General features: G+C 61.7%; 23 protein-coding genes. 12 read left to right on the top strand and 11 right to left on the bottom strand.

The genetic code is table 11. The annotated features are described in order from the left end of the window. Window positions 1-149 precede the first annotated feature (149 nt). The 7 genes from EA462_RS03580 to EA462_RS03550 all read right to left on the bottom strand — a co-directional run bounded on the left by EA462_RS03580 (window position 150) and on the right by EA462_RS03550 (window position 9285). Window positions 150-1319 carry an NAD(P)/FAD-dependent oxidoreductase gene (locus EA462_RS03580; RefSeq protein ID WP_124177211.1) on the bottom strand — a complete coding sequence of 390 codons (1170 nt, stop codon included), beginning with the start codon at window positions 1317-1319 and terminating at the stop codon, window positions 150-152. A 114-nt stretch (window positions 1320-1433) separates the two neighbouring features. After that, on the bottom strand, window positions 1434-3263 hold the full coding sequence (locus EA462_RS03575) for an acetyl-CoA carboxylase biotin carboxylase subunit (protein ID WP_124177210.1): 1830 nt from the start codon (window positions 3261-3263) through the stop codon (window positions 1434-1436). A 74-nt stretch (window positions 3264-3337) separates the two neighbouring features. Next, entirely contained in the window at window positions 3338-3679 is a 342-nt protein-coding gene (locus EA462_RS03570) for a hypothetical protein (protein ID WP_124177209.1), read from the bottom strand. A gap of 9 nt (window positions 3680-3688) precedes the next feature. After that, window positions 3689-5233: an acyl-CoA carboxylase subunit beta gene (locus tag EA462_RS03565; RefSeq protein WP_124177812.1), complete on the bottom strand. Its 1545-nt coding sequence runs from the start codon at window positions 5231-5233 to the stop codon at window positions 3689-3691. A 162-nt stretch (window positions 5234-5395) separates the two neighbouring features. Continuing rightward, window positions 5396-6265, bottom strand: a complete 870-nt coding sequence (locus tag EA462_RS03560) for a metallophosphoesterase (protein ID WP_124177208.1) — start codon at window positions 6263-6265, stop codon at window positions 5396-5398. A gap of 15 nt (window positions 6266-6280) precedes the next feature. After that, window positions 6281-7987: a hypothetical protein gene (locus EA462_RS03555; RefSeq protein ID WP_124177207.1), complete on the bottom strand. Its 1707-nt coding sequence runs from the start codon at window positions 7985-7987 to the stop codon at window positions 6281-6283. Further along, complete coding sequence (locus tag EA462_RS03550) at window positions 7984-9285, bottom strand: Single-stranded DNA binding protein (RefSeq protein WP_124177206.1); 1302 nt, start codon at window positions 9283-9285, stop codon at window positions 7984-7986. Before EA462_RS03550 ends, EA462_RS03555 begins: the two co-directional genes overlap by 4 nt. Window positions 9286-9473: 188 nt before the next feature. Here EA462_RS03550 and EA462_RS03545 point away from each other — a divergent pair, with 188 nt between their 5' ends. From EA462_RS03545 to EA462_RS03525, 5 genes are all read left to right on the top strand, one after another. Beyond that, the gene (locus EA462_RS03545) at window positions 9474-9833 is read left to right on the top strand and encodes a HalOD1 output domain-containing protein (protein WP_124177205.1); all 360 of its coding nucleotides are present in this window, start codon (window positions 9474-9476) and stop codon (window positions 9831-9833) included. A gap of 73 nt (window positions 9834-9906) precedes the next feature. Further along, a complete protein-coding gene (locus EA462_RS03540; RefSeq protein ID WP_124177204.1) occupies window positions 9907-10221 on the top strand; it encodes an MTH1187 family thiamine-binding protein in 315 nt (104 codons plus the stop codon). A gap of 55 nt (window positions 10222-10276) precedes the next feature. Next, window positions 10277-11209, top strand: a complete 933-nt coding sequence (gene mch / locus EA462_RS03535; RefSeq protein WP_124177203.1) for a methenyltetrahydromethanopterin cyclohydrolase — start codon at window positions 10277-10279, stop codon at window positions 11207-11209. A gap of 2 nt (window positions 11210-11211) precedes the next feature. After that, on the top strand, window positions 11212-11754 hold the full coding sequence (locus EA462_RS03530; protein WP_207891626.1) for a hypothetical protein: 543 nt from the start codon (window positions 11212-11214) through the stop codon (window positions 11752-11754). A 37-nt stretch (window positions 11755-11791) separates the two neighbouring features. Further along, window positions 11792-12472: an HAD family hydrolase gene (locus tag EA462_RS03525; protein ID WP_124177202.1), complete on the top strand. Its 681-nt coding sequence runs from the start codon at window positions 11792-11794 to the stop codon at window positions 12470-12472. 17 nt (window positions 12473-12489) lie between these two features. Here EA462_RS03525 and EA462_RS03520 read toward each other — a convergent pair whose 3' ends face one another. Further along, window positions 12490-12810 carry a hypothetical protein gene (locus EA462_RS03520; RefSeq protein ID WP_243641356.1) on the bottom strand — a complete coding sequence of 107 codons (321 nt, stop codon included), beginning with the start codon at window positions 12808-12810 and terminating at the stop codon, window positions 12490-12492. Between the two features lie 111 nt (window positions 12811-12921). Further along, entirely contained in the window at window positions 12922-14577 is a 1656-nt protein-coding gene (locus EA462_RS03515; protein ID WP_124177201.1) for a GTPBP1 family GTP-binding protein, read from the bottom strand. A gap of 148 nt (window positions 14578-14725) precedes the next feature. Between EA462_RS03515 and EA462_RS03510 the strand changes: the two genes are divergently transcribed. After that, window positions 14726-14905, top strand: coding sequence for a hypothetical protein (locus EA462_RS03510; RefSeq protein WP_124177200.1), 180 nt, complete (start codon window positions 14726-14728; stop codon window positions 14903-14905). 174 nt (window positions 14906-15079) lie between these two features. Beyond that, complete coding sequence (locus EA462_RS03505; protein WP_124177199.1) at window positions 15080-15331, top strand: hypothetical protein; 252 nt, start codon at window positions 15080-15082, stop codon at window positions 15329-15331. Window positions 15332-15373: 42 nt separating this feature from the next. On the opposite strand, the gene pyrF is transcribed toward EA462_RS03505, so the two are convergent. After that, on the bottom strand, window positions 15374-16174 hold the full coding sequence (pyrF, locus tag EA462_RS03500) for an orotidine-5'-phosphate decarboxylase (protein ID WP_124177198.1): 801 nt from the start codon (window positions 16172-16174) through the stop codon (window positions 15374-15376). Between the two features lie 233 nt (window positions 16175-16407). Here pyrF and EA462_RS03495 point away from each other — a divergent pair, with 233 nt between their 5' ends. The 4 genes from EA462_RS03495 (at window position 16408) to EA462_RS03485 (ending at window position 18234) form a co-directional block, all read left to right on the top strand. After that, a complete protein-coding gene (locus EA462_RS03495; RefSeq protein ID WP_124177197.1) occupies window positions 16408-16689 on the top strand; it encodes a hypothetical protein in 282 nt (93 codons plus the stop codon). Window positions 16690-17030: 341 nt separating this feature from the next. Then, the gene (locus EA462_RS03490; protein WP_124177196.1) at window positions 17031-17519 is read left to right on the top strand and encodes a type II toxin-antitoxin system death-on-curing family toxin; all 489 of its coding nucleotides are present in this window, start codon (window positions 17031-17033) and stop codon (window positions 17517-17519) included. A gap of 25 nt (window positions 17520-17544) precedes the next feature. Further along, window positions 17545-17685 (top strand): hypothetical protein, encoded by a 141-nt coding sequence (locus EA462_RS17170; protein ID WP_165872012.1) that lies wholly within the window; start codon window positions 17545-17547, stop codon window positions 17683-17685. A 291-nt stretch (window positions 17686-17976) separates the two neighbouring features. Beyond that, window positions 17977-18234, top strand: a complete 258-nt coding sequence (locus tag EA462_RS03485; RefSeq protein ID WP_243641355.1) for a hypothetical protein — start codon at window positions 17977-17979, stop codon at window positions 18232-18234. A 10-nt stretch (window positions 18235-18244) separates the two neighbouring features. Here the strand turns inward: EA462_RS03485 and EA462_RS03480 are convergent, their stop codons facing one another. Continuing rightward, window positions 18245-19561, bottom strand: a complete 1317-nt coding sequence (locus EA462_RS03480; RefSeq protein ID WP_124177195.1) for an RNA-guided endonuclease TnpB family protein — start codon at window positions 19559-19561, stop codon at window positions 18245-18247. Window positions 19562-19604: 43 nt separating this feature from the next. Between EA462_RS03480 and tnpA the strand changes: the two genes are divergently transcribed. Next, window positions 19605-20003, top strand: coding sequence for an IS200/IS605 family transposase (gene tnpA, locus EA462_RS03475; RefSeq protein ID WP_124177810.1), 399 nt, complete (start codon window positions 19605-19607; stop codon window positions 20001-20003). Window positions 20004-20068 lie beyond the last annotated feature (65 nt).

Genomic DNA, 20068 nt, shown 5'->3' with positions numbered 1-20068 from the left:
CTCCGGATACGCCGGTAAACAGTTACAGCAGACCGTATGATTGGGAACACGCTCGAGTATCGATTGGTGCTGTTGGCCCCCAGACGAACGGCCACGATCAAATAAATCGAACGGACATCTCGAGCGGCACCGAATTCGTTCCTCTCGGACTACAGCGAGGACCAGGAGCGCCGTGACTCTCCCCAGGACGTGATGTCCGCGATCCAGCGAGCGGCGATCATCTTCTTCAGGTTCTTCGCCGGGAAGCCGCCGAAGGTATCGACGGGCAGGGACACGCCGAAAGCGGGCTTGACGCCGTGGGCCACAGCCTCGTCACCGACGGAGACGACGGTTCCTTTGTCCTCGTACTCCCAGGTCTTCAGCGGGCGGTTCTCGATGGCTCGAGCGATGTTCTCACCGACGACGTCGGCGGCCTGCCAGGCGGCCTGTGCGGTCGGCGGGGCGGGCTGGTCGCCCTGGTCGATGATCGCGGAGTCACCGATCGCGAAGACGCGTTCGTCGGAGGTCTGGAAGTTCGCCTCCGTGTTGACGCGGTTGTGCTCTTTCTCGAGGTCGGCGTCGTCGAGCGCGTCACGACCGGTAATGCCACCCGTCCAGACGAGTACGTCGTGCTCGAGCGGATCGCCCTCGTCGAACTCGATGTGATCCGCCGTGGCTTCCGTGATCGGATCGTCCGTGTGGATACGAACGCCGGCGTCCTCGAGCAGATCGCGAAGCGCCTGCTGGATCTCGGGATCGTTGCCCGGGAAGATCTCGTCGAGCGCCTCGATCAGGTGAATCTCGATGGGAGCGCGGTGCTCGTCGCGGAACTCCGCGATTTCGCCGGCCGTCTGGATTCCGGAGAGTCCAGCACCGCCGATGAGGACCTGTGCCGGCTCGCCGCGAGTCGCGTCCTGACTCGCGCTCTTGACGGCGTCGTGAATCTCGAGGGCGTCGTCGAGAGATTTGAGCGTTCGCGAGTGTTCTTCGAGGCCGGGAATTCCGTAGTAGGCCGTTTTGGTTCCGAGTGCAACGAGCACGTAGTCGTAGTCGACGTCGTCGCCGTCGGCAAGCTCGACGGCTTGCTCGTCGACGTCAAGTCCGGTGACTTCGTCCTGAATGAACCGGGTCGACGGGTCAGCGATCTGGTCGACCGCGAACGTAATGTCCGATCGAACGGTCGGATCTCTAATAACGCGGTGGGATTCGTGTAAGACGAGATGATAATCGACGTCAGCGATCCAGGTCAGTCGGGCGTTTCCCCCGAGCTCCGATTGGAGCGTATTGATCGCACCAGCACCGGCATACCCGGCACCGAGTACGACGACATTGTTAGTCATACTGGGCTATCTGAAACCCTACGATACAAAGGTGTTGGAACGCGCACGGCCGTGCCGTCTGTTGCCATTCGACAGTTCCACCGAGAGAGTCGTCGATTCGATCTCGGTGATCGTTCACTCGAGAACGACGAGGACGTCGCCCATGTCCACGCTATCACCCTCGTCGACGGCGACCTGCGAGACGGTACCGCCGCGCGAGGCGACGATGTCGTTTTCCATCTTCATCGCCTCGAGGACGACCAACACGTCGCCGGCGGCCACCTCGTCGCCTTCGGCCACCGTGACATCGAGGATGGTTCCCTGCATCTCGGCGTCGACGGTTTCGCCGTCGCCCGATAGCTCCGAATCGTCGCTTTCGCCCCCCGCCGGTTGGGGTGGTCCGCCGGCTCCGCCGACGTCGACGTCTCCGGTCGGAATGGCCGGCGCGCCGTGTTCCTCGAGTTCGACCTCGAAGCGCTTGCCGTTGATTTCGACGGTGAACTCCCGCTCGACGCTCTCCTCGTCGCCTTCGGTACCGCCGCTGCCGACGTCGCCGCCCCACTGGGACTGGGCCTCCTCGATACGGCCCTCAGCGAGGTCGTTGTCGAGGTACTTCGTGGTGTGAGTGCTCGCGACGAAGGATTCGTCGGTCAGCATCAGTCGGTGGAAGGGGATGATCGTCGGGATGCCGGCGATTTCGTACTCACGGAGCGCTCGCAACGAGCGTTCGAGACACTCGTCGCGGTCCTCGCCCCAGACGATCAGTTTCGCGATCATCGAGTCGTAGTCCGTCACCAGCTCGTCACCCTGCCGAAGTGCGTCATCGACTCGGACCCCCGGACCGCCCGGCGGGTCGTACGTCTCGAGCGTGCCGCCCGTTGCAGGCGCGAAATCGTCGGCGGCGTTTTCGGCGTTGATCCGGAACTCGATGGCGTGGCCGTCGACCTCGACGTCGTCCTGCGCGAAATCGATCTCTTCGCCCGCTGCGATGCGGAGCTGTCGTTTGACGATATCGATCCCCGTGATCTCTTCTGTGACGGTGTGTTCCACCTGAATTCGTGTGTTCACCTCGAGGAAGTAGAAGTTCGTCTCGGGTCCGAGGGGACCGTCTCGGTCGGGATCCTCTTCGACCAAGAACTCGACCGTTCCCGCGTTCGTGTAGTCCGCTGCTGCGACGCCCCGACGTGCGGCCGCACCGATCTCCTCTCGCAGAGCGTCCGAGAGCGCCGCCGACGGTCCCTCTTCGATGACCTTCTGGTGACGGCGCTGGAGCGAACAGTCACGCTCTCCGAGGTGGCGGACGTTTCCGTGACCGTCTGCCACGATCTGCACTTCGATGTGGCGTGGGTTCTGGAGGTAGCGCTCGAGGTAGACGGAGTCGTTATCGAAGTACGCCTCGCCTTCGCGCTGGGCGCTTTCGAGCTGGTCTTCGATCTCGCTTCGATCGCGAACGACTTTCATCCCGCGCCCACCACCGCCGCCTTCGGCCTTGATCGCGATCGGGTAGCCGTACTCCTCTCCGAACGCCTCGACCTCTTCGGGTTCGGTCACCGGCTCCGTCGTCCCGGGTACGATCGGCACGTCGGCGTCGTTCATGATCGTCCGCGCTTTGGTCTTTTCGCCCAGCGACTCCATCGCCTCGCTCGAGGGACCGATCCAGGTAATTCCGTCGGCAGCTTCGACGGCTTCCGCGAACTCGGCGTTCTCGGCAAGGAACCCGTAGCCGGGATGGATCGCGTCGGCGTCGGCCTTGCGCGCTGCTTCGAGAACCGAATCGTGGTCCAGGTACGAATCCGCCGCTCGAGCCGGGCCCACGTTGTAGGCCTCGTCAGCGTACCTGACGTGGCCCGAATCCGCATCCGCCTCCGAATAGACCGCAACCGTTCCGACGTTGAGTTCTTCACACGCGCGCATCACTCTAACCGCGATTTCTCCCCGGTTCGCGACGAGAACCTTCCTAAACATCCCTTTTGGAACCGTCACGGGGCTCCTACCTTACTTTTTCGCAACGAAAAATACGGCGATCGACACGGCCCCTATCAAAACCGATCGGTTCGTCCCGCCGCCGACCACGGATTCGTCGGTGCATGGCGCGGAACCCGAACGGTTCGACCCTGCTGAGTGCGAATCCGTCCGGAGAACGCCCACCGCTTTCCATCCCATTCCTGGTCGTCGTCGGCCGCGGCTGCCGCGACCGCCAGCGCGTGATCGTGGAGGTGAGCGCCCATCGCGGCCGCGATCGCAGCGGCCTCCTCGTCGCTTGCGTCGTCCGGTACGTCGATCTCGACGGCTGCCGGGACGGAATCGGCGGCCGCCGCGTCGCTTTTGGGTCCTGGCTCCGTCGTCTGCTGGTCCGTCTCCGCCTGATTCTGTGATGCCATCTGATCTCGTTACAGCGGAATGTTGCCGTGTTTTTTGTCCGGGTTCTCCTCGCGTTTGGTCTCGAGCATCTCGAGATCGTCGATCAGGCGCGGACGCGTTTCGGTCGGGACGATGACGTCGTCGAGGAAGCCCTTGTCCGTCGCCGTGTAGGGGTTAGCGAACTCGTCGCGGTACTCTTCGATCAACTCGTCTCGCAATTTGTCGGGATCGTCCGCTTCCGCGAGTTCGTCACGGTAGAGGATGTTGACCGCTCCCTGTGGGCCCATAACGGCGATTTCGGCTGTCGGCCAGGCGTAGTTGACGTCCGCGCCGAGGTTCTTCGAGGCCATCACGCAGTAGGCACCCCCGTAGGCCTTGCGCGTAATGACCGTCAGAAGCGGAACGGTCGCCTCGGCGTAGGCGTAGAGTAGCTTCGCCCCGTGGCGGATGATACCGCGGTGTTCCTGGTCGGTTCCGGGCATGTAGCCGGGAACGTCGACGAAGGTAACGATCGGGATGTTGAACGAATCACAGAAGCGGATGAATCGCGATCCCTTCATCGACGCGTCGACGGTGAGCGTTCCGGCGTTCACCCGGGGCTGATTTGCGACCAGTCCGACCGACCGACCGTCGAGTCGAGCGAAGCCGACGACCAGTTCGTTCGCGAAATTATCCGCCACCTCGAAAAACGAGCCCTCGTCGACGACCGAATCGATCACGTCGACCATGTCGTAGGGCTTTTGCGGGCTCGAGGGAACGATGTCGGTCAGATCCTCGTCACGGCGGTCGGGATCGTCCCAGGGATCGACGCGTGGTGGGTCCTCGACGTTGTTCTGAGGAAGATACGAGAGCAGTCGTTTGATGTCGTCGAGTGCGTCCTCTTCGCTCTCGCAGGCGAACTCCGCGACTCCGGTCTTGTTCGCGTGAGTCATCGCGCCGCCGAGTTCCTCGTGGGTCACCTCCTCGCCGGTGACGGTCTTGGTGACGCCGGGGCCCGTGATGTACATGTGGCTCGTGTCTTTGACCATGAAGATGAAGTCGGTGATCGACGGGGAGTAGACGGCACCGCCGGCACAGGGCCCCATGATCGCAGAGATCTGCGGAACGACGCCGCTGGCTTCCTGATTTCGTCGAAAAATCTCCGTGAACCCGGCGAGGCTTTTGACGCCCTCTTGAATGCGAGCGCCGGCGGAGTCGTTGAGTCCGACGATCGGCGCACCGACCTCCATCGCCATATCCATGACCTTGCTGATCTTCTCGGCAAACACTTCACCGAGCGAGCCGCCGAAGACGGTAAAGTCGTGTGCGAAGACGAAGACGGTCCGTCCGTTGACCTCGCCGTATCCCGTTACGACGCCGTCGCCGGGAATCTTCTTTTCTTCCATGCCGAATTCGCTCGTCTGGTGGGTTCGAAGCTGATCGAACTCGGTGAACGTATCCTCGTCCAGAAAGTAATCGATCCGCTCGCGGGCGGTCATCTTTCCCTTCTCGTGCTGTCGCTCGATTCGATCTTCGCCGCCGCCCAGACGGGCCTCCTCGCGCAACTCCTCGAGTTCGTCGATTCGGTCACCCATCGTCATGGTTGCCCTCTCCCGTCGTCGGTCATTGGGGGGAGAAACGGCGAGGCAAATGAAAAGCGTTCTGCAATTCGAAGGGACAGCGGCTGACCGTTGCCACGATCTGCCTGTACCGGGATGGGAGTCGCCGCTCCCATCGACGATACTTCCGATCGGAGCTCAGATCCGTCGGTACGAGCCGAGCCGAGTGCCATCCAGCAGATACGCTTCGCCGTCGTCCAGTCCATCCGGCAGGAACGGCGAGAGAAACGATCGTCCTGAAACGTTCACCCACGTTCCGCCGACGAGATCGTTGAACGCCGGAACCACGACGACCTCGGGCGTGGCTCCCGTCTCGAGCCAGGAGACGCCCTCGTACTCTGGTCGGTCCCGAAACGGCGTCGGATCGATCCGGCCACGGAGCCAGGCGCGTTCGGTTCGACTCCCGCCGAGTTCGTCTTCGAGTCGAACGCAGGGATGTTCGTGGCCGAGACAGAGCACGTCGCTCTCGAGGGCGGCCGGTGCAGGCCAGCTGTGTCCGTGACAGACGCCGAGGCCGTCGAACGCCACGCCAGAACCGGGGACGATCGCCGTTCTCGAAAAAGCGCGAGCGTCCGTCCCGGAACTCTCTCCAGTTTCGATACCGCGATCGTCGTCGTCGATTTCGTCCACACCGGTTCCACCGAGCCACGTCTCGATCACCCCGTCGTGATTTCCCTTGACGACCGTTACATCGAGTGCCGCCGGGAACGACTCGAACAGGATCTCGAGTTCGCCCCGTTCGGCTCCACCGGGATCACCGATCGAGTGCATCAGATCACCGAGTACGACGAGTCGGTCCGGGTTCGTTCGCTGGAGGAGCGCGAGCAACCGCTCTCGTCGGTCGGAAGCGTGGCTGGGCACGTCGACACCACGCTCGTATCGGAGCCCCGCTTCGTAGCCGGCGTGGTAGTCCGCGATCAGGAGGATTCGCTCGTTCGAGACGAGCGCCGTCGCCGCGGGCTCGCCGGGGACCGGTTCGACGTGAACGGAAGACGGAAGATCCGACATCGCGCTTCGGGCGAGTTAGATCGGCTTTACCGTCTCGTCGTTCGGCTCGTAACACTGTCCGCCCATGAGCGCGTCCTGAATCGCGTCCTCGACTTCGTCCGCTGTGAGGCCGGTCTCGGTCGTCGCCGTCTCGATCAGCTCCGTTCGATCCGCACCGTCGCCGTCGTCCAGTTCCGACATGGTGTCGATAACGTACTTCTGGACGTCGAGGTCCTCGTCCGGGTCGGCCTCGTCGGCCGGCTCCGAAGCGCTCTCACGCTCGACGCCGTCGTCCGAGTCGTCATCGCGGCCCGTCTCTGGCTCGTCAGACGCTGTTTCTGCCTTGCCGGAATCGCCTGCAGACTCAGCCTCATCTGGTTCGTCGGCCGTCTTATCCTCGGATTCCGCTGACGGTTCCTCGAGTCGAGATGTCGGCGGCGCGCCGAGATCGTCCGACTCGGGAGCGGCCGACTCGTCTTCTGTCGGTTCGTCCTCAGTCGGCTCGTCCTCAGCCGATCCGTCTTCGGACGACGGAACGTCGATTCCCGCCTGACCGGGCTCGTCGACCTCGCCGCCGGTCGTAAATTCGGTACCGAACTCGGCTTCGAGCTGTTCGCGTTCATCGTCGTCCATCTCGTACATTCCGTCGCCGGCGTCGGCGGCGTCGAAGTCACCGAGTTCGTCGGTAGCTCCGTCGTTGCCGTCACGCAGGTCCTCACCGGCGTCGACTGTTTCGGCCGGCGACGATAGCCCATCCGTCTCGTCGACCGACGGAGTGTCCGCTCCCTCGTCGATCGACGGCGCGTCATCCTCCTCGTCCATAGACACTGTGTCACTCGCTTCGTCCGTCACGGCAGTCTCATCAGGCACAGCAGTCTCATCCGTCGTCTCGCTCTCGTCGTCGGATCCAGCACCGCTTGCGTCGTCCGCGCTGGAGGGGGCGCTCGTCGCGCCTTCGCTGGCGACCGCCACGGACGCCTCCTCGAGGGAGTCGACGTCACCGAGCGTCGAAAGCGCGTCGAACGTCACCGACGAATCGCCTGCATCGCTGGGAGCCGTTCCGATACCGCTCACCTCGTCTCGATCGCCGGCGACGACTTCGACGGCCTCGAGTGCGCAGTCACGAACAGCGCCGAGGTACGACGGCGTCGTGTCGTAGTGTTCCCGTGCGAGCGGAACACCGGACGCGAGCCCCTGTTCGACGCCGGCCTCGAGCAACGCGGCCGTCAGCTCGTCACCGGTCACGTCGAGCCCAGTAGCTTCGGCGTACGTTCCGATTCGCTCGAGCGTCCGCTCTGTGGCGGTGAGGACCCAGCGGTCTCGCGTATCGGCGTCGACCGTCGCGATGCTCTCCGGGCGGATCGAAGTGTAAACCTGATTCGAGTCATCCGGCTGGAAAGTCCGTGCCTTGCCGGTGACCGCGACGAACGCCGGCGGGTTCGTCCCCTCGAGGAACGCGAGGGCGTCCGGCTGGTACTTCCCGGCGTAGACGACGAACGCGCCCGTCGGATCGACGACGCGAGCACGGACCATCTCGTCGTTGACCGACGTCACCTCGGTGAGCGTTCCGACCGCAAACAGCCGGTTGACTCGCGCGCCGGTCGGCGTGATCACGTAGTTCGGCGCACGCTCTTCGTCGCTTTCGGTGTGAGAGACCGAGGCATCGTCGTACTCGGCCGCCAGAATCCGATAGGCGATCTCTCGCCCCGGAATTTCCTCGCCATCGTCGCCGGTCTCGCTCATAAATCCACCTCGGTAGCCTCGGCGTCAGCTCCAAACTCCTCGAGGAACGCTCGCGCTCGAGTCGTGGGATCGTCGGCGCTCTCCTCGAGGGTTTCCGCGTCCAGGTTCGCACCGTAGTCGTCTACGGAGAGGTGACCCCGAACGCGATACTCGCGACCGACGATCCGTTCCCGGATCGTGTCCGCGACGACTTCCTGATCCATCGCTTCGCGGGCCTGCTCGAGGGCGTCCTCGAGCGTTCCGTCGTAGACGTCTTCCGTGAGGTCGTCGTCGAGGACGACGGTGACGGTGCCGGTACCGTCATCGAGAATCGCTTTCACGCGGAGGTCGTCGACGCCGTCGACGTCGCCGTGGGTTCGACACTGTCCCTTCTGGATCACGCGGTAGCACTCGGGACAGCGCTGGATGAGCCCTGAGCCGTCTCGAACGGCGATGAGATTCCCGACGATCTCGACGTCGTAGATACCGCCGGTACGGACGGCGTCACCGATCTCCATCGTCGTCGCATCCGCCCCGACGTCGACCTCGCGCTCGAGCGCGCTGACGGTCGAAAACGCCGAGACGTTGACCTCGGGAACCCCCCGAAACTCCTGGACGTACGCGTTCTCGATACGGACGGGTCCGCCGTCTTCGATCTCGGGAGCGGGATCCCAGTTCGTAAACGGAAGACGGCCACTCTCGTCACCGAAGACGCCGCTCAAGATCTCCGTCTCGCCGTCGCGGCCGTCGATCGTCCGACGTTCACACTCGAGGACCGAGACCTCGATCGACACCGCTCGATCGCCCGTCTGTAGCTCCGCGAGCTGTGCGTCGCCGCCGATCTCGTAGTCGACGTCGAGAGACTCGTCGACGAACGACAGCGAGGTACTCTCACCGAGGTTGAGTTCTGGCTCGCCGTCCCACTCGCGGACGCCCGCGTTGCCCGCGGTGATCGTCTCTCCCGGAGAGAGTCCGAAGTCCTCCCAGGCGGTGTAATCGATGACGCCGGTCTCGTCGGCAAGTCGCCCTTCGACGATAACCTGATCGTCACCCTGATACCGGATCGACCGCTCGCCGGCCGTCAGAACGACTCCCGTAACGGTAACGCTCCCGTCGTCGGGCGTAACGTCTCCGAGATTTCTCGCTGACGGCGTCGAGCTTCCAGCGCTCGAGCCGTCGCCGTACTTCCGCCGAAGGCTTCCTTTGGCCTCGTCGATCGGAACACTGTACTCCACCAGATTCTTCAGGTCGGCTTTGACCTCCTCTTTGTCGACACCGAGGTCGGAGGCGAGATCCTCGGCATGGCTGTCGAGTTCCATCACTGGGTATTCGGGGTGGGCCGTAAAAAACGTTCAGTTCGGTGCGGATCGTCACGCCCAGCAGACAGTCTTTAGAAAGGAACGCTCATAGCCCAGATAGTTCACTTCCCACAACCGTTCCCCGGTGCGGTTAGTTTTTATACTGCCGTTTGCTACGGACTAACTGACGATTGACCGATTAGAGAGCAATGCAAACTGAACTGTCCTCCGCCGACGACGTGAACGTGCCACAGTACGACCAGCCAAACGACAGATACGTCTTTCACTACGACAGCGATGGAACGGCAACGATCACGACCACGATCGTCCACGCGATCGCATCGATCGCTGATATCGATGTCTCCCAGGGAGAGTTCTCCCTCTACGACAGTGTCGACCCGGACGCCCTGGAGCACATCTTCAGTCAGAAGGCCGACGGAACGGACCGGACCGGCGGTCACGTCGCCTTCAGTGCCCTCGAACACGAGGTGTACGTCTATGCAAACGGCGACGTCATCATTTACCCGCCGACGGACGCGAACGTAAGCCATCCGCCGGTCTCGAACTGACGACGGGATAGCCCGGCTTCCCACGACAACGAAGGCCACGGATTTAGGAACGCCCGTCGCGACGGTACCACCGATGACAGTCGTTGCACTCCTCAGCGTCGCACCGGTGATCGAAGACAGTATGGCGAGCGATGTCGCGGACGCCGTCGACGCGCTCGAGGCCTACGACGTCGAGTACGAGACGAACCCGATGGGGACGGTGATCGAAGCTGACGACGCCGATGAGCTGTTTTCGGCCGCACAGGCCGCCCACGAGGCTGTCGACGGCGATCGGGTGAGTACGTTCCTGAAGATCGACGACAAGCGAACCGTCGATACATCCGCGGCCGAGAAAGTCGAGGCCGTCGAGGACCGCCTCGGTCGCGCCGCAACGAGCGACCGGGTCTGACGGTCGTCGGACACGAACTGACAAACGGTTTTACGCCGGGCGCTAAAGCGACGGTATGGAGAGTCTCAACCGAATGGCGATCGAACTGGTCGACGAGGCCCTCGAGTACGCCGAGGAGCTGAACGTTGGCGGATACGATCTCGACAACGAGGCGACGGTGCTCGATTTCGGCCTCGACTTCGACGGGGGAATCGAGGCTGGATTGCTCCTGACGGAGATTCAGACGGCCGGAATGGCGACGCTGAATTACGACCTGGGCGAGATCGGTGACGCGTCGGTTCCGTTCGTCCAGCTCTCGAGCGACCAGCCGGCGCTGTCGTTACTCTGCTCGCAGAAGGCCGGCTGGGAGCTGACCACCGAGGATTTCGAAGGCCTCGGGAGCGGTCCCGCTCGCGCACTGGTCGCGAGAGAAGAGGAGTTCAGACGGATCGGTTACACCGATGCGTTCGATCTGACCGCGCTCGCACTCGAGGCCGATTCGCACCCGACGGAGGCCGCGGCCGAACAGGTCGCGGAGCTCGCGGAGGTCGAGACCGGCAGCGTGTTCTTGCTCGCGTATCCGACCGCGAGCCTCGTCGGAAGTATCTCGAACGCCGCCCGCGTGGCCGAACTCGCCACTTTCCGGCTCGTGGAACTCGGCTACGATCCGCTCGACATCGTCTCCGCGACGGGACGAGGGCCGGTCGCCCCCGTTCCCGGGGACGAACGAACGGCGATCGCCCGAACCACCGACGCGATCGCCTACGGCGGGACCGCACACCTCTCCGTCAGGGAGGACGCCGACGTGTTCGACGCCGTCCCATCGACGGCCGGAGACGATCACGGGCGGCCGTTCGCTGACGTCTTCGACGACCTCGAGTGGGAGTTCGAGGAGGTTCCCTCGGACCTGTTCGCACCCGCACGCGTGACGGTCGACGTCGTCGGCGGGCCGACGTACGTCCACGGCGAGACGGACGAGGAACTCCTCCTCGAGTCGTTCGAGCTGTAACCGTGCAGTTCAAACCGATCCCCGAGCCGCCGTCCGACCTCGAGACCGTCGGAGACGTCCGGGCCGCGACGCCGTTGCCCGCCGAGTCGCGCCGGAACGATATCGACTGCTGTGCCCGCCTGATCGACGAAACCCACATCCGGAGTCGAGACGACGCCGGCGACTGGCTGACGTTCCTCAGAGCGCTCGAGCTGGTTCGGTCGGAGCCGCATGGGTACGTTCGCACGAGCGAGGGCCGGTCCCCGCCGACGTTACGCGAACGGTTTCGCGAGCGAGTCTACGGCTCGGCGGCGGTACTCGACGTCCTCGAAGAACACGGGGAACCACTCGACGCACGAGCCGTCGTCGAGCGGACCGAGGATCGATCGTCCGGTGACGCCGGTGCTCGAGACCGGAATTCGACCAATCGTCGGGAGTTCGATCGGACCGAACGGATCCTCGAGTGGGCCGTCCTGCTCGGGGCCATAGAGCGGGTCGAGGGCAAACAGACAGGGGATTCGGACGACCGCCGGCCACGGTATCGAACCCTCGTCTCGGATCGGTAGCGATCGGCTTTTGTGCGAGACGACGGTACGCTTCGACATGACCGACGGGATCGATACCGTCTGCTTCGACCTCGATGACACGCTGTGTACGTACACGCAGCCTGGCGAGGTCGCCCTCGAGGCGGCGTTCGAACGCGTCGGCGTCGACGATCCGTGGACGATCGACGCCTACCACGGACAATACGGCGACTATCTCGAGGAGAGTGCGGACATCGAGGACCTCCGGCGACGCTGCTTCGGGGACCTGGCCGTCGCTACCGGATACGACCGCGAGACGGGCTGGACCGTCGCTCAGGAGTACGCCACGGTTCGGGACGGCGCTGGCGTCGAACGTCTCCCCGGCGTCCGGCGGGTACTCGAGTCGCTCTCCGGGGAGTATCGACTCGGGCTGATCACCAACGGTGCGCCGGGAATGCAACGGGCGAAACTCGAGTCGACCGGCCTTGCCGAACGCTTCGAGACGGTCGTCTGTGCCGGATTCGACACGGCACCGAAACCGGACCCCGAACCCTTCGACGTCGCGCTCGGGCGACTCGAGTCGACGCCCGAGCGAGCGGCCTACGTCGGAAACTCGCTTTCGTCCGACGTCGCGGGGGCGAACGCCGCCGGCCTGCGGTCGATCTGGGTACCACACGGCGAGACCGTTCCCGACCGTCCCGACCCGGTTCCGGATCACCAACTCGAGTCGCTCGCGGAGTTGCCGTCGCTGTCCTGGTAGCCGGGCGCGTTCCGCCGCTATTCGTCCGACCCTGACCTCGGGCGGACGGTCCGGTGATAGTGATCGATGAGGAGCGTTCCCCCACGAACGAGGACGTACAGGAGCGACGTAATCACCGCCACCAGAAGAACGAGGTCCGAGAGCGGTGTCGTCAACTGAAACAGTTCGATAAACGGCCTCTCGACTCGGACGCCCAGTACTACGAGCGGGAACACCAGTATCCGTATGCCGACGACGGTGGCGATGGCAGCGACGATCCAGAACAGGAAGATTCCGAAGACGATCAGCGATTCGACGATCGCCCATTCGAGGCGATTTCGGGGAGACTCGGAGAGCATCGACCGGAAAACGTTCTGGCACGACAAAAAGTTCACCGAATCATCACGAACGTCTCCGACGTGATCGCGTACGACGAGCCCCCCATCTACGTGTCGCACCTGGCGTCGAGATCAGTCGGTCGGGTGGATCTCGGTGACCGTTCCGACTCCCTTGCTCTGGCCCTCACGGAAGACGAACTTCTGGCCCTCCTCGACGAGATACTGTCGGAACTTGAATCGAACGCTGGTCTCGCCCGTGTCGCCCGGCAGGAGACGGCCGCCTTCTGGATGGAAGGCCGCGGCTTCACCGATCGTCTCGAGGTGGACGACGGGTTCGTAGCCGTCACCGATTCGGGTCGGATGGTTGAGCACCATGACTTCGGCCTCGAACTCCCGGACGGGTTCCGGTGTGGCGTCGCGCGGAACGAGCGCCATCCCGCGTTCGATGGCACTCTCTTTGATCCCCTTGAGCGCGATGCCGACGATCCGGCCCGCTCGGGCCCTGTCGACGCGGTGGTAGTGCATCTCGATCGATCGGACCTCGACCTCCTGAAACCGACCGTCCGACATCGGTCCGATCAGGAGTTCGTCGCCCGCTTCGACTTCGCCGGACATGACCGTACCCGAGGCGACCGCGCCGACACCCGTGACCGAGTAGCTCCGATCGACGTACATGCGAAACTCGCCGGCGTCCGTCGACGTCTTCGGAAGCCGATCGAACAGCTCGTCGAGCGTCTCGAGGCCGTCCATCGTGATCGCGCTCGTTTCGACGATGGGGACGACGCGCTCGTTGATCTCCTCGACGGCGGCGTCGACGCCGTGTCGTGAAACTCGCAGCGGTGATTTCTCGACTTCTCGGAGGAGACGCTCGACATCGCGTTCGACTTCTTCGACGCGCTCGTCGTCGACGGCGTCGGTTTTGGTAATCGCGACGATGGTCGGCAACTCGGTCGCGAGCAGGACCCCCAGGTGTTCCCGCGTCGTTCGGGTCGGACCGTCGTCGGCCGCGACGACCAGCAATCCGTAGTCGAGCTTTTGTCCGACGAGTCCACGGATGGTCGTCCGAAGCCAGGGCTCGTGACCGACGGTGTCGACGAACGAGACGAGCCGGTCGGCTTCCTCGACGACCGCCGCTCGGTCTTCTTTTCGGTTCGGATTTCGAACGTGCACTGGACCGTCGTCGTCGAAACCATAGACCGCATAGGAGAGATCCGCCGAGAGTCCGCGTTCGACTTCGTGAGGCTGAACATCGAGGTAGGCACGCGTTGCGCCATCGCCGTCGTCCGGTCGACCGGTAACGAGCGAACCCACGAGCGTACTCTTTCCGTGATCGACGTGACCCGCCGTCCCGACGACGACGTGTTCGTCGTCCGTCTCGAGTACGCCGCCGTCACGGATGGTCGCGACGCCGACCAGGCCGCGTCCTACGTTCTCAGTCGACGGAGCGCTATCGACTGCGCTTGAGTTCGTTCCCCCGTCGACACCCCAGGTCTGGACGTCGTCGATGTGGGCGTCGGCCTCCTCGGCTAGCAACGAGAGCACGTCCATCGATTCCGAGAAGGTGTCGTGGTCAACGCCGGCCAGTCCGCCGTCATCGGTGACTCCAACGACGTACGTCGCCTCGCCGTCACCGGATAGCAACCGGTGGCGAAGCTGTGCAGCCAAACTCTCCCGACGTCCTCCCTCGAGGTGGACGTCCCGTGAAAGCCGTTCTTTGAATTCGACGCTCCCACCGTCCTGTTCGCCACGGTCCAGGGCCCGCTCGAGGAGAGCCCGGTCACGGCTCATAGGGTCCGGTAGCGGCCCCCACGTGAAAAGCTTTCTCGTCGTGTGTTACCAGAGGGCGTGGGCGTTCACCGCTCACGAAGCAATTTTCGACCGTCACGTCGACGTGTTTCGGGACCGGTTTCAAGACACTCGAGCGCTTACGTACCGTATGAGCGTCAGCGGCCTCTGCCAGATCTGCGAGTCACGGCCCGCCCAGGAGCGCTGTTCGAACTGTGGCACGCTCGCGTGTGAGAAACACTACGAGCGGGGAACGGGGTTGTGTGCCGACTGTGTCGCCCGCGCGGATCCGGAACGTGGCCACGATGACGTGGACGTCCACCGGTTCTGATACGGTCTACTGTAAGTCGTTACCGGAGCGACCGCAGGACGGCTCGTGGTCGTCCCGGTAAAAAGTCACAGCAAACCGTATGAGGTCACCGATGACGCGGGCGCAGGACCGCCCCTGTGATCGTCGAACACGAGCCATCGCCTACCGAGAACCCCGCCTCAACGACGAAAACCCATGACTTCCATTCGAGACCTGCTCGCGGACCGAGTCGGCGTCGGAGAGACCTATCGTCTCACCCTCACCGAGCGCGACGGAACGCTCGTCGCGGTTCACCCGGACGACGACAGTCCGATGGACGTCGCCGTCGTCGAGGGACTCGAGTCGATCACACGCCGTCCGCCACCCCAGCCAGTCACGGTCGAAATCCTCGACAGGGTCGTCGACGGCCGAGTCGCAGGCAAAATCGTCGACGCCGACGCGGACTGACGACCCCGTCCACCCGTTCCGTCTCAAGACGGTATCGACGCGCTATCGACGGTACTGATTGAGCCGCTCTTTGAGCCGCTTTGCCGACTGTCCGCTCGCGCGTGCGAACTCCTTGCCGCTGCTCTCGCCCGCGAAAATAATCCCTCGGGAGGAGTTGACGAGTCCGACGCCGTTCGACAGTCCGTGCTCGATCGCCGCCTCGGCGTCGCCCCCCTGTGCACCCACGCCGGGCACGAGGAAGGGGAGATCCGGGACCTGCTCGCGGATCTCCGCGAGTTCGTCGGGGTTCGTCGCTCCGACGACGAGGCCGACGTTATCGCGTTCGTTCCAGAGGTCGGCCAGCGCCGCGACCCGCTCGTAGATCGGTTCGCCGGTCTCGAGTTCGAGGTCCTGAAGGTCACTCCCGCCAGGGTTCGAGGTCCGACAGAGGATGAAGACGCCGGCCTCCTCGTTCGCCAAGAACGGCTGGAGTGAATCACGACCCATGTAGGGATTGACGGTGATCGCGTCGACCGTCTCGAGAATCCGGGCGTACTGGCGCGTCGTGTTCCCGATATCCGCCCGCTTGGCGTCGAGGAGGACCGGGACGTCCTTTCCGTGTGCGTAGGCGACGGTCTCCTCGAGCGCCTGCCATCCGTCAGGATCTTCGTAGAACGCGGCGTTTGGCTTGAACGCCGCCGCGTGTTCGTGGGTCGCATCGATGATACGCCGGTTGAACGCCCACCGGGGAAGATCGTGCGATTCGAGATGGTCGGGAATTCGCGAACGGTCGGCGTCGAGTCCAACGCTGACGACGCTGTCGACCGTCCGAATACGGTCGTGCAGTCGATCGAAGAAGTTCATTATCCTCGAGTGGACGCGCAACGGCCGAAAAGGTTGCTATCGTCGTCGTTGAAGCGAGTACGATGCGCGCTTCTCGAGCGGCGCAATCGTTTTCGGCCGCACTGCACTGGGGAACGTTCTCGCCGTCGAACGGTTAAGTCTCGTCACCGGACGTCATTCGTCGTTCGCTGTCTGTCGCGGATCCAAATATGTTAGGGGGTACGTACTTGTCTCGGATGATTGAGTCCCATCCTATGGATAGTCGAAACAAACTGACGTCGGTGCCGTCGCTTGGATCCCTTCGCAAACGCGTTCGAACGACGCTTTCGGGATCCAGACCGCGGACGAACCGGTCTACGGACGCCGATCTGGAGTGCGATTCCGACGGTAAATCACCGAGCGGGTCGCCTGACTCACCGGGAAATCTCTTTCACTGCTCGACGTGTCGAACCGTCTATATCGCCCACGACAAGCGCGTCTGTTCCGAGTGTGATGAGGACCTAGAGCAGGTCTCTTCGACGCTTTCGTGCCGATAAATTTCCGTCGGCTGTGACTCGGAGCTCATCGAGACAATCCTCTCTCAGTTCACATCGATCGGACAACCGGCGACGAGGCGAATCCGCCGAGTATCCGGGTCCTCGAACCGACGAGACCGGTCTCATCCAGCGGGTAGCAGCGGCTGGCCGGGACCGAATCAAAGTATCTACGATGCGCTCGAAAACGAGTAGCGTACTCGACTCCAATGTTGTCAGTTAGTACTCACGGTCTTGATCAGTACTTCTGAGTACTCACAACGTACACAACGGATAAATCCAGTCTAACTCCGTGAGCTGCAATAGCAAGGATTACGTCGGGTGCAGTCTGATTGAACGAACGAATGGCAGACTCGTTCTGGTATCCGTCAGTGGGCGACGTTCTTGCCATCCACGACGACATCGTATCAGAGTATTCTGACACGCACGCTGGCGTCCAAAATCGTGGAGATCTCGAGTTTGCCCTGAACTACATCGAGGACGGGAGTTTCGGAACGGTACCCGAGACGATTCACGGGAAAGCGTTCCACCTCATCCGGCTGTTGGTGGCGAACCACCCGTTCGTCGACGCAAACAAGCGTACTGCACTCAACACGACGGTCGTGTTCTACTTCCTCAACGGATATCGGTTCGCGTACGACAACGAAATCAGGACGATCCTCAAACAGTTCGGCACCGATCAGACGACCGTCGAAGAAGCAGAAACCATCGAATACCTGCGTTCGCACACTGAAGAGATCGACCTCATAGGCGAGGTTGAACAATGGCGCGACGACCTCATCCGGTACGGACTGGACGAACTAACCGGCGACTCATCTAACCCAAACGATTAACCGCAGTCGAGACGATACTCTGCATATGGCAACCGAGGAGGGTTCAGAGTCTGGTTCCCCGCTCGATGAAGTGATGGACGACATCCGACGAGAACTCGTCCAGCGAGTGGCAACGGCAGACCGTGACGCGAATCGAGATATCTACGACGCGCTCGAACACGAGTAACACGCTACGGTTCCGATTGTATCAGTTCGTACTCACGATCTTGATTTCCAGTTCTGAGTACAGACAACGTACACAACGTATAAACTCGCTTTTGATTCGCCTTGATCTTCGCGGTCACTACAGGTACGGATTGATCAAATTGGGGTTTGAGCTTCCCGAGGACATATGATGAATCATCTCAAACATTTGATTGTGAATCGACGGAAGTTCCTTGCTGTCGGTGGTCTTGGTCTTGGGACAGGAGGGTATCTCGCATGGAACAGATTTCAATCTCCGTCAATACCCGATGGTATGACCGTAGAGACATTATATCTCGAACGAAATGTCTTCGACCCACGTGATGTCTTTGCCCTGAGGGAAGAATCTTATACGCTTATCGCAGACGAAGAAACTGCAGCCAGCGAATTTGACGATGTTGAACAAGTATCGGCTTTTAGTGACGAGACGGATTTCGACGAATCCTATATTCTTGTTGTTCAAAACGGAATGCGATCTGAAGACGATCTCGAAGTAAACAACCACGGGTCAGGTGACCCGTGGCTTTTGTAATTCCCTCAGCCTACGTCGTAAGCACTCCACGCGAAGCGATTTCGCGGGATGAGGATGGGCGGTTTACAGAGCGCCCCGACCCAGACAGGCTCACCTTCCGAACAAACGGTTGGGTTTTGCGAGTCCGGTAATTAACTGATTCAACGTCTACACCAGCGTGTTTCGCCCACGATCGCCACGCCACATTCACGCTCGCGTTTCGATCAGCGTGATCTTGCTGAACTGCACACGAGTCGTTCGTACACCGAAACCGCCGACCTTGGCGGTAGCCACGGTGTCCACAGCACGAACACGACTTCGAGTTGTACGGCGACTCAACCGTCTCACACGGAATCTGATTCCACATTGCTTTGTATCGAACTTGTTGCTCGAACTTGTGGAACGGCAGTTTGTGCAGACGACGGTTCATGTACGTGCCGTACTTGATGGCGTCTCGAATCCCGCTCAAGTCCTCGAACACGATGACCGGGTTTGAGAACTGTTGGGCGAACTCCACCACGACTCGCGACAGTCGGTGAAGAATCCACTCGGTGTAGCGTTCTTCTTTTTCACCGAGTTGGTTGTGGATAGAGTGTTGCCCATGTTCTTGACAGCGTTTCGTGATGGTGTGGTAGCGTTGGCGTTCGGCTTTCACCGAGCCGTAATCAAGCACGAGTGTTCCGAGCGTGTCCATCGTCTCACGGTTAAGAGCGGTGAGAGCGATGTTGCGTTCGTTAATATCGACGCCGACGAGTGTGTCAGCGTCTTCGGGTTCAGGCACTTGAACTTCTGTTTTGACCGTGACGTGTAGGTAGTACACGCCATCTCGGTACAGAAGCTCGGCCTGTCCCAACGACCACTCCTCTTCGGTCAAGGCTGCCTCGATGAGGTTGAGGTCTTCTTGTCTCCCTCGAAGATGTCCTCTCACCTTCTTGTACGGCTTCGGACTCACACGAAACCTAAGACGGTCAGTTTCGTCATTGTAGGTGAGGCGGTACCCTTCGCTGTGTGCCATGACGAGTGGGTAGGCTCCTTTCTTGTCTGTGGCTGGTGGCGACGGTTTTCCAACGTTGGTGTCGTCTTGGTCGTACCACCAGTTGAGGAGTTCTTTGTAGGAGTCCCACGCTTGCAGGGCTTTGCCGACGACCGCGCACTTGTTGTTCCGAAGGAAGTCATCGCGGTCAACCTCGCGTTGAATCTCGGTCTTGTTGTAGCCTTGTTGTTTGAGTCGGAGTGTGTCGTTGGCGATGTCTCGTGCGGTGTAACGGGCATCTTTGAGCCACGACCGCTCACCAGACTCTATGCAGAGTCGGGTGCGTGCGGTCTTCGTGACTTCTTCGATACCCATATCTTGACTATCGTATCAAATGATGATAAAAGTAGGGATTATGGTGGAAAGTTACAAGAGTCATGCACATTCGATTAGTTTGTGTAAATATCATTTCGTGTGGTGCCCGAAGTACCGGCACGAGGTGTTGGAGTTAGTTCAAGACGAACTTGCGGAATTGTTCCAAGGAACTGCTGAACGGTTCGGTCACGAGATTGTGTCCAGAGAGATTGCCACCGACCACGTTCACTTGTTCGTCGAGGCCGACCCGAAATGGAGTCCTGCCGAGATAGCGAAGCAATTCAAGGGCTACTCGGGACGAACGATTCTCAAGCGTCACCCCGAGATCAAACAGCGGTACTTCTGGGGAAGTGGTCTGTGGAAGGACGGATACTACGTCGGAACAACGGGTGCAGTTTCTGAGGATGTGGTTCGTCGGTACATCGAGGAGACTGAACATTAGGCAAGCGTACGCGATTCACCCACGGGTCAGGTGACCCGTGGAACTCTCGCTGTTCCCTTTAGATT

This window comes from Natrarchaeobius halalkaliphilus (assembly GCF_003841485.1).
Taxonomy (GTDB): Archaea; Halobacteriota; Halobacteria; order Halobacteriales; family Natrialbaceae; genus Natrarchaeobius; species Natrarchaeobius halalkaliphilus.
The sequence above is the reverse complement of the archived record's forward strand: the minus strand, read 5'-3'. Positions and strand labels throughout refer to the sequence as shown.

What these genes read in the sequence shown, in the direction of transcription:
- EA462_RS03490 (WP_124177196.1), top strand. Translation starts at nt 17,031, where the DNA reads ATGGCAGACTCGTTCTGGTATCCGTCAGTGGGCGACGTTCTTGCCATC.
- EA462_RS03575 (WP_124177210.1), bottom strand. Translation starts at nt 3,263, where the DNA reads ATGTTTAGGAAGGTTCTCGTCGCGAACCGGGGAGAAATCGCGGTTAGA.
- EA462_RS03545 (WP_124177205.1), top strand. Translation starts at nt 9,474, where the DNA reads ATGCAAACTGAACTGTCCTCCGCCGACGACGTGAACGTGCCACAGTAC.
- EA462_RS03520 (WP_243641356.1), bottom strand. Translation starts at nt 12,810, where the DNA reads ATGCTCTCCGAGTCTCCCCGAAATCGCCTCGAATGGGCGATCGTCGAA.
- EA462_RS03560 (WP_124177208.1), bottom strand. Translation starts at nt 6,265, where the DNA reads ATGTCGGATCTTCCGTCTTCCGTTCACGTCGAACCGGTCCCCGGCGAG.
- EA462_RS03540 (WP_124177204.1), top strand. Translation starts at nt 9,907, where the DNA reads ATGACAGTCGTTGCACTCCTCAGCGTCGCACCGGTGATCGAAGACAGT.
- EA462_RS03580 (WP_124177211.1), bottom strand. Translation starts at nt 1,319, where the DNA reads ATGACTAACAATGTCGTCGTACTCGGTGCCGGGTATGCCGGTGCTGGT.
- EA462_RS03480 (WP_124177195.1), bottom strand. Translation starts at nt 19,561, where the DNA reads ATGGGTATCGAAGAAGTCACGAAGACCGCACGCACCCGACTCTGCATA.
- EA462_RS03570 (WP_124177209.1), bottom strand. Translation starts at nt 3,679, where the DNA reads ATGGCATCACAGAATCAGGCGGAGACGGACCAGCAGACGACGGAGCCA.
- EA462_RS03495 (WP_124177197.1), top strand. Translation starts at nt 16,408, where the DNA reads ATGGATAGTCGAAACAAACTGACGTCGGTGCCGTCGCTTGGATCCCTT.
- mch (WP_124177203.1), top strand. Translation starts at nt 10,277, where the DNA reads ATGGAGAGTCTCAACCGAATGGCGATCGAACTGGTCGACGAGGCCCTC.
- EA462_RS03555 (WP_124177207.1), bottom strand. Translation starts at nt 7,987, where the DNA reads ATGAGCGAGACCGGCGACGATGGCGAGGAAATTCCGGGGCGAGAGATC.
- EA462_RS03505 (WP_124177199.1), top strand. Translation starts at nt 15,080, where the DNA reads ATGACTTCCATTCGAGACCTGCTCGCGGACCGAGTCGGCGTCGGAGAG.
- EA462_RS17170 (WP_165872012.1), top strand. Translation starts at nt 17,545, where the DNA reads ATGGCAACCGAGGAGGGTTCAGAGTCTGGTTCCCCGCTCGATGAAGTG.
- EA462_RS03510 (WP_124177200.1), top strand. Translation starts at nt 14,726, where the DNA reads ATGAGCGTCAGCGGCCTCTGCCAGATCTGCGAGTCACGGCCCGCCCAG.
- EA462_RS03550 (WP_124177206.1), bottom strand. Translation starts at nt 9,285, where the DNA reads ATGGAACTCGACAGCCATGCCGAGGATCTCGCCTCCGACCTCGGTGTC.
- EA462_RS03525 (WP_124177202.1), top strand. Translation starts at nt 11,792, where the DNA reads ATGACCGACGGGATCGATACCGTCTGCTTCGACCTCGATGACACGCTG.
- pyrF (WP_124177198.1), bottom strand. Translation starts at nt 16,174, where the DNA reads ATGAACTTCTTCGATCGACTGCACGACCGTATTCGGACGGTCGACAGC.
- EA462_RS03485 (WP_243641355.1), top strand. Translation starts at nt 17,977, where the DNA reads ATGACCGTAGAGACATTATATCTCGAACGAAATGTCTTCGACCCACGT.
- EA462_RS03565 (WP_124177812.1), bottom strand. Translation starts at nt 5,233, where the DNA reads ATGGGTGACCGAATCGACGAACTCGAGGAGTTGCGCGAGGAGGCCCGT.
- EA462_RS03515 (WP_124177201.1), bottom strand. Translation starts at nt 14,577, where the DNA reads ATGAGCCGTGACCGGGCTCTCCTCGAGCGGGCCCTGGACCGTGGCGAA.